The following is a 15,170-nucleotide window of genomic DNA, read 5'->3' on the forward strand; positions in this document are numbered from 1 at the left end:
ACTACTCCCCTTTAAAGTCAACGGAACCCTGCCTGCTCCGATCTACTTGCAGTTTAAGTACATCGGGACGTGAATAATGACCTACCGAATCAAAATTTTGGCGCTCTTCGAAGACTTTATTAAAATCCAATGTCTCAATAATCAATCCTTCCTTCAAAAGGACTGGTTCAACAATCCATTTTCCATCAGGACCTGCTATACAACTTCCTCCATCCGCTAATACATCAGGGCAATTTTCAAGGATATAGTCTAAATGTGGAGTATTAGTAGGGAAATCGCTTTTCTGCATCGGACTACCCACAGAAATAACAAAAGAACGGCTTTCCTGAGCTATCATTCGCGTAATTAGCTCCGTATTTCTTACTGAGCCTGGCCAGACCGCAATATGGAGATCCTCTCCCAATCCGTATAATGCTGTCCTTGCCAAGGGCATCCAATTTTCCCAACAATTCAGCCCACCGACGGTGAATTGCTTCAACGGATGAACTTGAAGTCCATGCCCATCTCCAGGAGACCAGGTTAGCCGCTCATCATAGGTTGGCTGAAGTTTCCTGTGAACAGATCGGATCTGCCCCGATGGATCAATATAAACTAAAGTGCAATAAAGACTATGACCTCCTCGATCTTGAGGCCGTTCTATTATTCCTAAATAAACAGCAATCCTAAGACTTTTCGCTAAGCTTTGAATCTCCTGCAAATCTCCTTTTTCGATTTGCACCGCATTGCGGGCATAGTGCGCATGAATTTCCTTCTGAATCCGGTCATCCCAAGCAGAAGCATGTGTAATGGAGGTCCACCAAGGATATCCCGGTACCAAACCCTCCCCAAAAACAATCAGTTCACATCCTTTCTCGCCTGCATCTCGAATTGCAGTTTTTACTTTATCGAGTGTCGCGGTTTTATCCAACCAAACTGGGGCTATCTGTGCCAGGGCAACTTTGAGGTGATTTTCCATGTCCGAAGAAAATGATTTTCAATCGAAAGTTCCAAAAAAAAACGGTCTCATTTGAAACCGTCTTTTTTTCTATTCACTAAACCAACTTTAATCTTTTAACTATTTACAACCTCAGGCTCCACATCAACCAAGGCAACTGCGCCATGAATGGCTGTTTCATCCAATTCGGAAAGTAATATTTGGAGATTGTCCAAAACTGTTGGATAAGAAAAGGTTGAAAGCGACTTTTTCAAGGACGCTTCAAAAAGTGGATAAGTTTTTCGTATGGACCCTCCCAACACAATTGCCTCAGGTGCCAATGCGTAAAGGATATGTTTAATCAATTCTCCCAGATGGGCTCCGTATTCTTCAAAAGCTTTCAAGGCTTCTAAATCTCCAGCTTTCGCCCGTTTCGCGAGTAGTTTTGGCTTGGATTCGTAATACTGATGAAAAAATTTACCACTGCAATAATGCTCAAAATTATGCTCGAGGTAAGGTGCACTACACCATTCTCCAGCAGCAGAATTTACGCCGGAATATAAATGACCATTAATCACAATTCCAGCCCCTACCCCGGTACCCAAAGTAATCCCAACCAGATTTTTAAAGGGTTTTCCTACTCCGAACTTATGAACGCCAATTGCAAAACAGTTTGCGTCATTATTTATAAAAACAGGTTTTGAAAAACGCTGCTCCAGAAATTTAGCTAATTCCACATGTTGAAAAGCAGGAATATTAGCTAAACCTAAAACCTCACCTTTCTCAACATCCACTAGCCCAGGAATCCCAATACCAATTCCAGTGATGTCATACCCCATGTAGGACTCTATAAATAAGGCAATAGTCTCCAAAATAAATTCCTTGGATTCCTTTGCCGGAGTAGGAATGGATCGAACATCCTCCAGGTGACCTTTTACAAGTACGCCACCTTTTATCCCCGTACCTCCAATATCAAGTCCCAGAATGGCTTTTTCCATACGCTGAGGTATTTGGTTCACTTTAGGTTTAAGGTTGGTTTGGAACAGCTAATTTCGTCCTAGTTTATTTAAATCATGCCTTCGATGGACTTCTCGAGTTCCCTGGCAGTAGCCAAAAACTCATCTACATTCATATCCCGGAAGAAAATCAATCCGTGACTGGCGCGAACTTTCGCACGCTCATGCAGATAGAAGTAGTTTTTACCCAAGAGGAGTTGAATATCATTTAGCTGACCCACCCAAGTTCGTTTAGCAACAGTACTGAATTTACCATTGTGCGAATAACTTGGAAAAGAAGCATTAACCTGACTGAGATAGCAATTGGTGAATGAATCCTCCATCACAGACATGTCTCCCAATGAAACAGGAACGATTACATTGGCTTCATGCGGCTCGAATTTAAACCAAACATTTCGATAGCCAATGATTCGAAGTTCACTGAGATCTTTTTCCTCACCCCATTTTTTTACAGCAGCCGCAGTTGCCTGCAACACTTTGTAATGGGTATCTGGACCCGAACCTTCCGGATCGAGTGTTAAGCTAATCTTTGTTGGGTTAACTTGCCGGAATAATTCCACGATCGGTTCCACATCTCGGGTTTTATCAGGCTGTTCTGTAAAAATATCCCCTGTATAGAAGCCAAGTCGCAAATGGTGGACATTTTTAACTTGAACACCAAAGTGAGCCCATACAAGTTCCTCCTCAAATTCCCGAATCATCCCCTTCAGCTTTTGAATTTTGGATGGATTCTTCTCGCCATCATAGCTTTTGCGAAGGATGCTGATCACATCATTGATCGTCTCACGAAGCTGGGTTTTATTTTTGATTCCATAAATAGTTACCAAAGCCCGAACTACCCGATGGCAAAGTCCACGCTTTCGGGCAGCCTCGTTTTCAGAAGCTACATTGGTAAGGTAATGGTAAACATCCTTGTCTGTTTTCAAGCTATAACCCACCTCAAAAAAATCCTCATAATTCACCATTTGGATCTTATTTTCATCCAGCAATTTTTTAGTATGCTGAAGGGTATCGATCACAAATGAGTTGGTTACCGCTGTGAAGCCGGAAGTCAACACTGAAAAATGAGCTTCATTGGATGGTTCATGCAACTGATTGGTGATATGCGGAAGGATCCCCAGAGAAATATCATCATGGTGAGGACCAGTGTGTAAAAGCCTTTGATTTTTCTCTTGTTCTAATCCACGAGCCAACTTATCCTCTACACTTTTCATTACCTGACCAACCGTTTCTTCCGAAAGGTCTGGAATCAGTTTGCAATACTTATCATTCTTCAGATCACTGAGTTTAAGTCGGTGACCATATTTGTTTAATCTTTTACAAAGCTCGATAACTGCTCGTTCCGTCTTTTCAAAGGTCCATTCTCCCTTTTGGTAATAGGCGTCTACTGAGTCGGTTAATTTTACAGCTGCACCCTTGGTCAAATAGAAACGACCATTCTTAAGTTTTTGAAGGACAGTAGCCGGATAAACATTATTGAGTTTCGTCTCGAGGGAATCTTTTACAATTCCTGCTTTTGCTTCTCCAGCAGCAATGATAATCGCAACTGCTTCCGGATTGTAAACGATGGTATCCAAGCCGATTGTAATCACGAGACGGTTGGCTGAAACTTCAATCCCTCCTAAATCCCCTGCTGCAACCGCTTGGGTTTCAAAATTAGTTTCTGTCAATCGTGTGACAGAATAGATATGAGATCCTCTAGTGTTGAAAGCGATGTGTCCATCAGGACCAATTCCTCCCAAGAAAAATCCGATTCCTCCCAAATCCCGAATTTTTTTCTCATAATCCGCACACCACTGATCAATCATGTAGATGGATTCTTGCTGAAGCTTTTCCAAATCCGTCGCAGGTTCACGGAAGCGAAGGGATAAATCTACCTTCAAATCCGGGAAGATTTCCTGATAGGATTTCCCTTGTGCCAATGGAATTTCATCCGAATTGATCAAGATTGCTTTTTCCTTGGAGAGTCCGAAACCTTGGATGTAAAACTTATTAACGTAATCGTAAAAGCTGTTGTGTTGAGAAGAAGAAATCGGATAAAACTCATCAATCTGCACAAAAGTCAAATCTTTGAGAACAGGCTTTTTAGTATCTCCCAGGCCATACTGTTCCCTGATTTCTTTTCCTTTTTTACTTTCCCAGTTATCCAGTAAATACTGAGTCCATTTAATAAAGAATTCAGGCGTTTTTCCAGTCGGTAAACTGATAACTCCTTGTGGGTTTTCAGCAGCCCATTCCAAAAAACGACAGGCAGTCAATAGTCCTAACTTGGGAAAGTTATCGACCGTAAGGTAAGGAATGAGGGTTGATATCGTCTCAACTCCGGATTCTTTGAGAAATGCTTTCTCAACTTTTGAAAGAGGATAGTTGCTGAGCATGGTGAATTAGCTTATTAGCGTTTTGAAGGTTTATTGTACTTCTCTCAATTTCTATTTACCAAAGAAAAAACAGAGTGCAAACGTTTGAATTCCAAAATAAATTTTTTTATTCAAATAATAAGGGAATTTTATTAGGAAAACCTTGACAAATGCCTCAGTTTGTTTACTTAAACAAAAGTAAAAAACTTTATTTAATAAAAAACAACTTTTATAAATTTTTTATAAAAGTATCTGAGAACCGAAAAATTTATAGACTCTTAGTGAATGAAATCCGAATTCTTGCTTGGAAATCCCGAATAACTTTAAAAATCTCAATCAAAGTTACATTTTGAACTTTAGTGAGCTTCTCCATTCGAATCCAATTAAGAGGCTTGGAAGATCCTGCTAATAGAAGTTCTGCTTGATTTTCTAAACGCATGGCCATCAGATAGGAAAAGGCATGGATCAATTCCTGACTTTCAGCCTCAGAAAAAACGCCTCGATCCTTCAATTTAAAAAGCCTTTCCAGCGTGTTAGTCTCTTCAATTTGGTACTTCAATGCATATACTCGAGCAAGGTCCACCATGGTTCGCATGGCATGCTTGAGGTTGAATTGTTTTTCTCCGTCAATTTTCTCTGTCCGGATTTGTCTGAAAAAGGTTAAGGGAGGCTCATACTGGAGCGCATTGTAGCCAAGATTAATAAAGAAGCGCTCAGGAGCCTTATCCAATAATTGATTCATGTGCAGTTTCAATTCCGCTAGCAAATCCGCATCCCCATAGATTGCCCTACAATCAAAAAAAGTAGCATATTTCATCGCTGTCTCTTGAGACGCATCCGAAATCCACGTTTCATAATTTCGCTTCCAATGGGAAAGCGAATGGGTCCATTTAGGATTCATCGCCATTAATTCCCCTTCGCAAAAATCAATTCCAATTTGATCTAAGGCAGTAGAAACCCTCGTTGCAAAATCCAAAAAATAGGCTCTGACTTTTTCGCGCTTCTCATTGGCCTTGTCCTCATAAATAATTGCATTATCCTGATCTGTTTTTAAGGTTAGCTCTCCCCGGCCTTCACTTCCCAAAACAAAAAACACAAACTTTGCAGGCGCTGGCCCAACATCCTTTTTTACACGTTCTATAACGCGCTGCGTGATGGTATCGGCAACCGTGGAAATAATCTGATTGACAATGCTTGCTTTCATCCCCCGGCTCAACAATAAGTGGATGATTTCGGGCATACGTTTCCATTTCTCTTTCAGCTCTGGAATTTGCCGCGCCTCCTTTACGGACTGGATAAACATAAAAGGCCCCTGGCTTTGCTCAGTCAAAATTTTTGTTCGACTAATCCAACCGATAAATTGTTCTGCTTCTTTTACTAGGAGATAACGGGATTTCGTTCGAAACATCAGCATCAAAGCCTCCACTAAAGTGGCATCGGGATGAATAGAAACCATGGAAGATTCCATAATATCCTGGACGAGAATTTCAAGCGATAAGCCTTTGGCTAAAACCTTGTCCCGAAGGGTAATATCCGTAATATACCCCTCAATCGCTTCCGGAGAATCCCCAATAAACAAACAACTGACTTGCTCTTTGGCCATTTGCGATGCACATTCCTGAACGGTATCGCTAGATTGGGCCATTCTTAGATGGCGGAAATGAAGGTCCCGAACGTACTTCGAATAAAATTGATCAGAAATAAAAGCAGCTGTATTTTTCATCTTTCCCAAATTAGCCAATCTTTGGGTTTTCTTCCACCATGAAAAAATATAAGCTCATCATCATCACGGGAGTTTCCGGAACAGGCAAAACAACCTTAGGAACTGCTTTGGCAGAAAAACTCCAGATTCCCTTTTATGATGCAGACCATTTTCATCCTGCCGAAAACATTGCAAAAATGAGCGCAGGAATCCCTTTGAATGATGATGACAGAAAACCCTGGCTTGAAGCTCTCGCTACAAAATTGAAAGAATCCAAGACTTCTGGCGGGTGCGTTTTAGCTTGTTCGGCACTCAAAGAACAGTATCGAAAAATCCTTTCTATAGATCCTGCCATTCATTGGATCCACCTAAAAGGAGACCGGGATTTGATCTGGGAGCGAATGAAGGCCCGGAAAAACCATTACATGAAAGCCGAAATGCTAGATTCTCAATTTGCAACCTGGGAAGAGCCAAACTATGGATACAAACTATCTATAGACCAATCACCCCAAGCCATGCTGGAAGAAGTATTGGACTTTTTAAAGAAATAGAAATTACAGGATCGGATTGGAATAGCAAATCCAAAGGGCGAAATTGGACTTTCAACCCTAGATTGCCCACTATGAAACGGATTCAATTTCTTCTCACTTTACTACTCATTTCCTTAACCTTAAAGGTTTCCGCCCAAGATGTATTGGTTACCAATGTAAATATCGTGACCATGAATGGAGAGGAAGTATTGGAAAACCATGCGGTTTTTGTAAAAGATGGAAAGATTAACAAAATCATTCCGCTTACACCCCAAACCCCTCGAATGTCTCATGAAAATCTTGTCGATGGACAAGGGGCTTATATTTTTCCAGGATTAGCAGAATTTCATGCCCACCTTCCGGTAGCAGATAATGGCAGCACTCAGCTTCAGGAAGAATCACTTTGGTTGTATCTCGCCAATGGCGTCCTACGAATTCGAAGTATGCTCGGGCATCCTACCCATGTAGAACTTCGACGACGGGTAAATGCAGGAGAAATCCCAGGTCCTCGAGTATATATTTCTGGGCCATCTTTCAATGGAAATTCAGTCACCAGTCCTGAGCAAGCTGCTCAAATGGTAAGAGATCAAAAGGCAGCTGGATATGATCACTTAAAAATTCATCCGGGCGTCGAACTGGATGAAATGTTGGCCATTTCAAAAACTGCGAAAGAAGTGGGAATTCCATTTGGAGGACATGTACCATTAGCCGTAGGAATCAGAAATGCACTAGCCAGTGGGTTTAAATCTGTTGAGCATATGGATGGCTATATGGAGGGGCTTTTACCCGACGATTTGGTCATCGACCCTACCACTTCCGGTCCATTCAATTTGAATTTGGTGGGTCAAGTTCAACTAGAAAAACTTCCTGCTTTAATTGACCAAACTAAAGAGCAGGGAACCTATATCGCTCCTACCCTCACTCTTTTTGATCGCTATTTCGGTTACATACCAGCTGATGAATTCCGAAAAGCACCAGAAATGAAATACCTTCCTGGCCCCTTGATTCAACAGTGGGTGAATACCAAAAAACAGATGGAACGAGCAGGCATGTTGGAAGAGGAAAAAGTCGCTCCTTATCTACAATTCAGAAATCAACTTTTCATAGCTCTTCATAAAGCCGGGATTCCGATGATTATGGCTTCCGATTCCCCACAGGTTTTCAATGTCCCGGGATTCTCGATCCATCATGAGATAGCTTTAATGTCAAAAGCGGGGATATCCAATTATGAAATCCTGAAAACAGGCTCCGTTGAACCAGCCAGATACATGGGGAAAGAGCAAGAGTGGGGAATGATTAAGGAAGGAATGGCTGCTGATTTTGTAATGGTGAAAGAAAACCCTTTGGAAAATCTTGAAACCATGCAAAAACCTTTGGGACTAGCAATCCGAGGCGTCTGGATCAGCGGTGAAAAATTACAGGCTGAATTGGATAGAATCGAGAAAAATCATGAACGGAATTAAGCCTAAAAACCGATGAAACCTAAGAACATATTTTACATCATTCTAACAGGTTTCTTGATTGGAGCCTGTTCCGAAAAATCAACAAACGAATCCATGTCTAAAGAAATCAACTTTAATATAGAAGCTAAGCAAGTAGCAGAACATCAAGGAAAACCAGTCTTTGAATATTTATTGGATAATGGGAACATGCAAGTCGAATTATCAAATTACGGGGGGCTGGTCTCAAAAATTATTGTACCTGACAAAAACGGAAATCTGGAAAATGTAGCACTGACTTTAGACCATGTAAAAGATTTCTTGACTAAGCCGAATCCATTTTTCGGAGCAACAGCAGGTCGTGTCGCCAATCGAATTGCTAATGCAGAATTCACCTTGGACGGAGTCACTTACCAACTTGCAAAAACCAATGGAGATAATCACCTGCATGGAGGCGTGGAAGGCTTCAACAAAAAAGTCTGGGATCCCGAAATATATTCAAACGATTCCGTGATGGGTGTCAAAATGACCTATCTAAGTTCAGATGGTGAGGAAGGCTATCCTGGAAATTTGGAAACTACACTTTGGATGGAGTTAACCACAGACAATATCCTACGAATCCGATTTGAGTCCACTACAGATAAAAGGACTATTGTCAATCTCACTAATCACACTTATTTCAACTTAGGTGGAATGAAGCGAGATGTTTTAGATCATGAATTCCAATTCTGGGCGGATTACTACACGCCAGTAGATGAGGAACTCATCCCAACCGGCGAGGTAAAAGACGTTTCCAACACACCATTTGATTTCCGTAGCCCAAAAATTCTAGGCGACCAAATCGCTGCAAATGGGGAAGGATTTGACCACAACATGGTCATGAAACTAGAAAAATCCCCAGACATGAAGCATTTTGTACGAGTCAAACACCCAGAATCAGGAAGAGTGATGGATATGTTTTCAGACAATACAGGCGTACAATTTTATACAGCAAATTTCCTTTCCAATTTCCCTGGGGCGAATGGAAAAATTTACGAGAAGCACTGGGGCTTCTGTTTGGAGTCCCAAAATTGGCCGGATGCCATCAATCATGAAAACTTCCCGAGTCCAATTTTGAACCCTGGTGAAAAATATGAGCATCAAATTGAGTATAAATTCTCGGTAGAAAAATAATAAGAAACCCTCCAGATTGAATTTGGAGGGTTTTTAGTTTTCTTAGATTTTATCCCTTTTTAATATACCGTCAATTTGGGCCGTTCAATCAACATGGAAGAAACAAACTTGTTGATTGTTTTAGAGGATCCTCCCAAGTTATTATAAACCCCCACCACGCGAGGAGTAATTACAGTTTGATCATCATATAGCTTTGCTTTGATAGTACCCATCGCTAGAATGGCATTTTGGATGGTTGTAGGATTTATTTCGCTTGGCATAGGAATAATGGAAGAAATATTATCCCCGCTGATACCTAAGGTCTGAACGGTAAGTGTTCCGGCAATTTTATTGGAAGAAGCTTGTGCTCCTATAGAAAATAAATTTCCCAGATCAACCCCGTTTTTATTTACTGTAATGCTAGCAGTTAAGCGCAATCCAACTCCTACATAAACAGGAACAACAGCATCCCCTTCATTCACTGAACGAATAATGGGATCGTAGGAATTCTCAATCTCGGATTTTTCATACCGGGGAAGGACAGAAAAATCAGTTCCCTCATCATTTAAGTATTCAACTCTAAAAAAATCCGTGCTGTATTTTATATAATCTAGAATGACCACATAGTTGTGATGTGCCACCCCTATTGAACTTGTTCCAAAATTTAGGACTCCCTCATTGGTCACTTCAGCAATGGCGAGCCGGATGGTTTCATCAGGCATAGCACCGAGAAGGGTGGAATAATCAATAGTTTTTTGCCCTAAGTTTTCAACCCAAACTGGCAAGGGGTCAACGGGATGATAGCCAAAGGAACTGGCATTTGAAGAATCTCCTAAGGTGGTTGGAACCTTCACTGAATTACAACTCCCAATTGCTATCAAAAGGGCGAAAAAGAATATCGTTTTTTTCATTTAGATGGATTTAGTAAATCAAAGTATTCATTTACTCCACCATTTCCTAATGAAAATCTCAAGGCCCTTTCAGGGATTTTTAGAATTTTAGATTTCAGGGATTACTTTTTTTACTTCGCTTAAATGGATGGATAGTTTGTTTTAAAATTCCTTTAGGTACTTCTGTATCTCCTAAGCCTGTTTCAATTGGCCATTCCTCCCCTTTATCCAAATAAGTTCCAAAAATCATATCAATAAAAGGAAAGTGAATCGCAAAGTTTTTGTCATAGTATTCCGGGTTTGCAGAATGATGCCAATGATGATATTGAGGTGTAACCAAGATATATTTCAAAAACCCAAAATTTAGTCTCGTATTTGAATGCGCCAGTACCGCTTGGATGGAGACCCAGACTAAGTAGGTTAAAAACACTGCGTTGCTAAATCCCAAAACATAGATTGGAATAAAAGTAAATGATCTCACAACAATAAGATCTACAATATGAATTCTTGATCCGGCTAACCAATCGATATCTTTAATCGAGTGGTGGATGGCATGAAATCTCCATAAAATTGGGATTTTATGAAAAAGAAAATGAATGGTCCATTGGAAGAGGTCTGTAATCAGAAGAGCTAAAAATAACTGGATAGGAAAGGCTATCGAAGAAACCTTACTTTGAATTTCAGCAATTGGTAAACCTGAGAATGAAATCATAGCAGGCGTTCGGATAATAATCCCCAATATTTGAACAAGTAAATGGCTGTATATAAAATAAGCTAAATCAGTCCTCCATTCCGGATGAAATTTTGTTTGATCAAATCGTTTTGGCAGAAACAATTCTAAAGGGATAAAAATGAGTGAAGTGAAAAAAATATCCAGCACAAGCCAATCCAAACCAATAGTGAAGAGAGTTGAAACTTCGGAGGTTTGCCCCGGAAAAAAATAGAATAAAAAGAGAGTAGCTGATATGAATACCAAACCTATCAAGGCAATATCCGCTTTCTTTCGAAGAATAAAACTGGTGAGGGCGAAACCAATTCCCAGAATTAAAAGAGCGAAAACAAAGACTTCAACAAAATTCTCTGTGTACAAATGTCGAAAATCAGATGTTGTCAAAACATTCGGGAAATACAGACAAATGGTAAACAAGAAGGAGCATACACCCAGAAATATGGATAAATACCCGCTAATTTTGCCTTCACCTATCTTTATTCTTGTATTGTTTGTTTTGAAGTCCATAAAGGATAAAAGCCTTTTTCAGAAAAGCCGATTAAAGAGCTCTTTGAATTTAAATAAACGCCAATTCTTCTTTCTAATATAATTAAGGGGTTTTCATTTTTAGCCTTATTGGCAGGAGAATAAACTCAGCGGGCCTAACGAATGCCATTCCAATTTCGACAATTAGCCTTCCTTCGAAAATATCCTGCTGCGTCATCGTTTGGCCCAAACCAACCCGGACAAAACAAGCATCATTCGGTTTGGCCCCTTGAAGAGCTCCCTGCTTCCAAAGTCCTAATAAGAATCCTTCACAAAGAGATCGGATTTGTATCCAGGTATTGGCATTATTCGGTTCAAAAACATAGGCCTGAAGCGCTTTTTGAATAGATTCCTCTACCATCAGATACGTTCGTTTGACGGATATATAGCGCCATTCATTGTCATTCCCTGCTAAGGTTCGAGCTCCCCAAACCACAATCCCCCTTCCAGAAAATTGGCGAAGTGCATTTATGGATTTCCCTGAAGGTCCACCCTGGTTCAAATCCTGCTGTTGTACGTCAGTTAAGGAGACGCATGGTTTTTCGAATCCATTGATTGATTCTCCAGCAGGAGCCTTCCAAACTCCCCGATTAATATCGGTTGAAGAAAAAATTCCAGCTATTGCTCCAGAGACAGGAACCGATTTAAACTGTCTGGTCATAGATTCCAAAATCAACCGATAAGTTGGACTAGCTTGGACTAAGGCCTGATGTAAGTTTTTGCCCGAAAGACCACTTGCACTTAAAAGAGTCTGAGCATTTGGCTCAAGAAGAATTGAAGCTAAATCAATAGTAGAATCAAGATTCTCAAATGATAGTGATAATTGACTTTCAAAACGATCCAGCCAAGGGTAATACGCTGCACCATAACCCAAATTCCGACTTCCAATTTCATTGCGGAACTGTTCAATACAATCACTTCCCAGCAATCGCTCTTCAAACCCATTAAAAATATCAAAAATCGAAAAACGATTCCCTACTGCTTTGCAGTGTTGAAGCATTTCTCGATAGATATCATGGCATTCTCTGCCCAAAGCAACTGCATCTGGAATCGCTAGAATGCTAGGTTCGCGGAATTCTTCCAGAGCCTTCAAACCTGAAGAAGCATCCATTCCCAGCAAATCCTCTTTCCTAATGTTAACTTCCTTTTTCCCCGAATAAATCCCTACTGAAACGATATAACAAGCTACTCCTCCATTGTCGAAAAAGTCTTGAACTGATTGGAATAAATACGTCCGTTGATTTGGTTTGAGGCGAACGCTCAGCAAGCGGTTGGCAACAGAAATAGGAGTTGGATCTCCAGCCAAGGCTGGGACTATTTCAAACTGGGGCTTATAATCCTCTCCAAAATGATTGAGAAACTCCAAAAAGGAATTTACCCGAGTGGGTTGGTTTAATAAAGACTGACCATTGACCTCCGCCTTTTCGGTGTAACCAACAAAAGCAGGAATGGCTGTTTCAACCTGAGCAACCCCCTGATACCTAGAACTGATTTCCTCCACATACACCCCTGGAGTTCTATAGATTTTAGCCATGCCTATTGAATAAAAAAGTGTCAAAAATGAGAGTAGAAGATACGCATCTTTTTCTCAAATCGCTGAAATTGAATTAAATAGTACAAAAAATAGAAGTTTAGCAAAAGCTAATTTGAAATAAGGCAGCGTTCACCTTGATCTTCATTCACCCTTAGATTTGAGAATATTTTTAGTTCAATTTGAAGATAATATCCTCCAGCAAGTTGGCACAAACATGCATACGCTTGCTGATTTCTTTTAACTGCGATAAAATTTCTTTGTGCATAAAGACACGCGGCAAATCAGTATCCTTAAATAACTCAGCCAGAAAGTTGGCGTAAAGCTTAATGACTTTGTTATCCAAATGAATGATTTGGTCGATGTTTTCAAGTGCTTTATCGTAGGTCTTGGTATGAAGCATTTGGTACCCATTCACCAATTCAGACATTTCCTGTTGAAGAAGTTCGAAAATAGATTGGTACTCACTCAAATTATAGATTTGATAGGTATCAATTTCAATCACCAAATGTTTGATACTCAAAGTCACCCAAAAGAGCTGGGTATGTGCTCTTGCTATCGCTTCCCGGTCTACTGGAGTAATAAATGCAGCATTTAGATTTTTCAAATTCGAAGATTGATTTTCTTTGGCTTCCGCTATGAGCTTGAAAAGGGCATCATGGTTTTGTGAAGCACTTTCCACATAAGATTTCCTAAGAGTATCAATTATGTTTTGTGTCTGAAGGCCCTGTTGAGCTAAAGCCTTGAAAAAGTCTATTTCTTTCGGAAGAATCCAACTTTTTATTTTTTCTAGCATCTTCATTAAAATATTTTGGTCAATAAAAAACTAAATAGAAATCCCAGTAGAAAGGAAATAGGAATATTTAGCAACCAGCCTTTGAGGATGGAATTGGCCACTTGCCAATGCACATGTTTGGGTCTTTCGGCTGCTCCGACCCCCATTAATGAGGTGGTCACCACTTGGGTAGTGGACGTAGGAGCTCCGATCAAAGAGGAACTCAAAATGACAGTGGCCGCACTAATTTGATCCGCTACGGAATGGATAAGTTTTACTCTATAAATACCAAATCCAACCGTCTTGATAATGCTCCAGCCACCAAAGAGAGTGCCTAGAGTAATAGACGATGCACAAAGCAAAATCACCCAAGTAGGCACGGTGAATTCAGGATAAATATTGTTGGCTAAAAGGAGCATCCCAATGATACCCATCCCTTTTTGACTATCATTAGTCCCATGACTAAAGGCCAACCAACTTACTGTTGCGTATTGCGTAACAAGGAAAAATTTTTTCAATCTGTAGGTAAACCGATTTAAAGTGACCAAAAAAAGTTTCATGACCAGAAAACCCACCACAAAACCTGCTAATGGGGAAAAGGCGAGTCCAATTAGAATTTTCGTAAACCCCTCCAATCCTCCATGTTTCAATGCAGAAAATCCCCAATTGATATAGCTACTTCCCAAAGCAAAAATGGTAGCACCAACCAAACCACTTGTAAGTGAATTGGAAGAGGAGCTGGGTAAACCGAATTTCCAGGTAATCAGATTATAGGAAATAGCAGCCAATATAGCTGACAAAACTACTCGCTGGGCTAATCCACTACTTACCTGGCTTACATCAACAAATTCCCCAATGGTGTTTGCCACAGCCAAACCACCTAAAAGAGGTCCTAAAAAAGTGAAAGAACAAACAATGAAAATAGCCCGTCCCGGCGACATAGTTCTTGAAGCAATGGCTGTAGAAACCATATCTGCTGCATCATGGAACCCATTGGTGAAATCGTAAACAACTACGAGTGCAATTCCTAAAATGAGGATTAGGTTGATGCCCATTCCTGTCTTATTAAGTCATTTGAATTATTTCCCAATAAATTCAAACGCCTCCTCGATCTGTGAAACGTCGAAATAACGCTCAATTCTTCCTTCACTCGCTCTTTGAAAAAACAGATTATCAATAGGAATCAAAGCTTTCAAAATCTTCGAATGAGCAACGATGGCAAGGTGTCCCAATTGCTTATAATGTCTTAGAGCCCAAATCGAGTCTTCCATAAAAGCTTTTACTTGGGTATGGCTTATTTTCATTTCATCAAGCTTAACCAATACGTTCACTTGCTCAAATCCTTCATCCAATTTCTCTTGAAACCACTTTTGGCAAATTTTCTCATCAGTTTCTGTAAACCCATCGATCACTTCCACAGCCAATTGGTTATCCTTAAAGGTTTTAAGTTGTTCGATCATGATTTCTATAGTTTAGGAAATAATTGACGTCAACCTATAAATGGGAATAAACCATAAGGTTAGGCCATCATTTCAATTACTAAATTAAAATACAGCTATTTCAGCGAATTATCAGGCCCAAGGCAAAAAACTTGCTACCTCTACTTTCCC

At 40.2% G+C, this 15,170-nt stretch carries 13 protein-coding genes; 3 read left to right on the forward strand and 10 right to left on the reverse strand.

The window, feature by feature from the left end:
* Position 1: 1 nt before the first annotated feature.
* From HWE15_RS00915 to HWE15_RS00930, 4 genes are all read right to left on the reverse strand, one after another.
* The gene (locus tag HWE15_RS00915) at positions 2-955 is read right to left on the reverse strand and encodes a carbon-nitrogen hydrolase family protein (protein ID WP_290505615.1); all 954 of its coding nucleotides are present in this window, start codon (positions 953-955) and stop codon (positions 2-4) included.
* Positions 956-1,050: 95 nt separating this feature from the next.
* Complete coding sequence (locus HWE15_RS00920) at positions 1,051-1,911, reverse strand: ROK family protein (RefSeq protein WP_290505616.1); 861 nt, start codon at positions 1,909-1,911, stop codon at positions 1,051-1,053.
* Positions 1,912-1,979: 68 nt separating this feature from the next.
* Positions 1,980-4,307 (reverse strand): glucosamine-6-phosphate isomerase, encoded by a 2,328-nt coding sequence (locus HWE15_RS00925; RefSeq protein WP_290505617.1) that lies wholly within the window; start codon positions 4,305-4,307, stop codon positions 1,980-1,982.
* A gap of 247 nt (positions 4,308-4,554) precedes the next feature.
* The gene (locus HWE15_RS00930) at positions 4,555-6,009 is read right to left on the reverse strand and encodes a DUF294 nucleotidyltransferase-like domain-containing protein (protein WP_290505618.1); all 1,455 of its coding nucleotides are present in this window, start codon (positions 6,007-6,009) and stop codon (positions 4,555-4,557) included.
* Positions 6,010-6,047: 38 nt separating this feature from the next.
* Between HWE15_RS00930 and HWE15_RS00935 the strand changes: the two genes are divergently transcribed.
* The 3 genes from HWE15_RS00935 (at position 6,048) to HWE15_RS00945 (ending at position 9,130) form a co-directional block, all read left to right on the forward strand.
* The gene (locus HWE15_RS00935; protein WP_290505619.1) at positions 6,048-6,539 is read left to right on the forward strand and encodes a gluconokinase; all 492 of its coding nucleotides are present in this window, start codon (positions 6,048-6,050) and stop codon (positions 6,537-6,539) included.
* 71 nt (positions 6,540-6,610) lie between these two features.
* Positions 6,611-7,981 (forward strand): amidohydrolase family protein, encoded by a 1,371-nt coding sequence (locus HWE15_RS00940; RefSeq protein ID WP_290505620.1) that lies wholly within the window; start codon positions 6,611-6,613, stop codon positions 7,979-7,981.
* 12 nt (positions 7,982-7,993) lie between these two features.
* A complete protein-coding gene (locus HWE15_RS00945; RefSeq protein ID WP_290505621.1) occupies positions 7,994-9,130 on the forward strand; it encodes an aldose epimerase family protein in 1,137 nt (378 codons plus the stop codon).
* A 59-nt stretch (positions 9,131-9,189) separates the two neighbouring features.
* Here HWE15_RS00945 and HWE15_RS00950 read toward each other — a convergent pair whose 3' ends face one another.
* The 6 genes from HWE15_RS00950 to HWE15_RS00975 form a co-directional block, all read right to left on the reverse strand.
* Positions 9,190-10,020 carry a hypothetical protein gene (locus HWE15_RS00950; RefSeq protein ID WP_290505622.1) on the reverse strand — a complete coding sequence of 277 codons (831 nt, stop codon included), beginning with the start codon at positions 10,018-10,020 and terminating at the stop codon, positions 9,190-9,192.
* Between the two features lie 94 nt (positions 10,021-10,114).
* Positions 10,115-11,236 (reverse strand): sterol desaturase family protein, encoded by a 1,122-nt coding sequence (locus tag HWE15_RS00955; RefSeq protein ID WP_290505623.1) that lies wholly within the window; start codon positions 11,234-11,236, stop codon positions 10,115-10,117.
* Between the two features lie 82 nt (positions 11,237-11,318).
* A complete protein-coding gene (locus HWE15_RS00960) occupies positions 11,319-12,788 on the reverse strand; it encodes a phage tail sheath C-terminal domain-containing protein (RefSeq protein WP_290505624.1) in 1,470 nt (489 codons plus the stop codon).
* A 169-nt stretch (positions 12,789-12,957) separates the two neighbouring features.
* Positions 12,958-13,581: a hypothetical protein gene (locus HWE15_RS00965; RefSeq protein ID WP_290505625.1), complete on the reverse strand. Its 624-nt coding sequence runs from the start codon at positions 13,579-13,581 to the stop codon at positions 12,958-12,960.
* 5 nt (positions 13,582-13,586) lie between these two features.
* Positions 13,587-14,615: an inorganic phosphate transporter gene (locus tag HWE15_RS00970; protein WP_290505626.1), complete on the reverse strand. Its 1,029-nt coding sequence runs from the start codon at positions 14,613-14,615 to the stop codon at positions 13,587-13,589.
* A 24-nt stretch (positions 14,616-14,639) separates the two neighbouring features.
* Positions 14,640-15,020, reverse strand: coding sequence for an STAS/SEC14 domain-containing protein (locus HWE15_RS00975; protein ID WP_290505627.1), 381 nt, complete (start codon positions 15,018-15,020; stop codon positions 14,640-14,642).
* Between the last annotated feature and the right edge of the window lie 150 nt (positions 15,021-15,170).

It is taken from the genome of Algoriphagus sp. (assembly GCF_013373065.1).
Lineage (GTDB): Bacteria > Bacteroidota > Bacteroidia > Cytophagales > Cyclobacteriaceae > Algoriphagus.

What these genes read in the sequence shown, in the direction of transcription:
- HWE15_RS00915 (WP_290505615.1), bottom strand. Translation starts at nt 955, where the DNA reads ATGGAAAATCACCTCAAAGTTGCCCTGGCACAGATAGCCCCAGTTTGG.
- HWE15_RS00920 (WP_290505616.1), bottom strand. Translation starts at nt 1,911, where the DNA reads ATGGAAAAAGCCATTCTGGGACTTGATATTGGAGGTACGGGGATAAAA.
- HWE15_RS00925 (WP_290505617.1), bottom strand. Translation starts at nt 4,307, where the DNA reads ATGCTCAGCAACTATCCTCTTTCAAAAGTTGAGAAAGCATTTCTCAAA.
- HWE15_RS00930 (WP_290505618.1), bottom strand. Translation starts at nt 6,009, where the DNA reads ATGAAAAATACAGCTGCTTTTATTTCTGATCAATTTTATTCGAAGTAC.
- HWE15_RS00935 (WP_290505619.1), top strand. Translation starts at nt 6,048, where the DNA reads ATGAAAAAATATAAGCTCATCATCATCACGGGAGTTTCCGGAACAGGC.
- HWE15_RS00940 (WP_290505620.1), top strand. Translation starts at nt 6,611, where the DNA reads ATGAAACGGATTCAATTTCTTCTCACTTTACTACTCATTTCCTTAACC.
- HWE15_RS00945 (WP_290505621.1), top strand. Translation starts at nt 7,994, where the DNA reads ATGAAACCTAAGAACATATTTTACATCATTCTAACAGGTTTCTTGATT.
- HWE15_RS00950 (WP_290505622.1), bottom strand. Translation starts at nt 10,020, where the DNA reads ATGAAAAAAACGATATTCTTTTTCGCCCTTTTGATAGCAATTGGGAGT.
- HWE15_RS00955 (WP_290505623.1), bottom strand. Translation starts at nt 11,236, where the DNA reads ATGGACTTCAAAACAAACAATACAAGAATAAAGATAGGTGAAGGCAAA.
- HWE15_RS00960 (WP_290505624.1), bottom strand. Translation starts at nt 12,788, where the DNA reads ATGGCTAAAATCTATAGAACTCCAGGGGTGTATGTGGAGGAAATCAGT.
- HWE15_RS00965 (WP_290505625.1), bottom strand. Translation starts at nt 13,581, where the DNA reads ATGCTAGAAAAAATAAAAAGTTGGATTCTTCCGAAAGAAATAGACTTT.
- HWE15_RS00970 (WP_290505626.1), bottom strand. Translation starts at nt 14,615, where the DNA reads ATGGGCATCAACCTAATCCTCATTTTAGGAATTGCACTCGTAGTTGTT.
- HWE15_RS00975 (WP_290505627.1), bottom strand. Translation starts at nt 15,020, where the DNA reads ATGATCGAACAACTTAAAACCTTTAAGGATAACCAATTGGCTGTGGAA.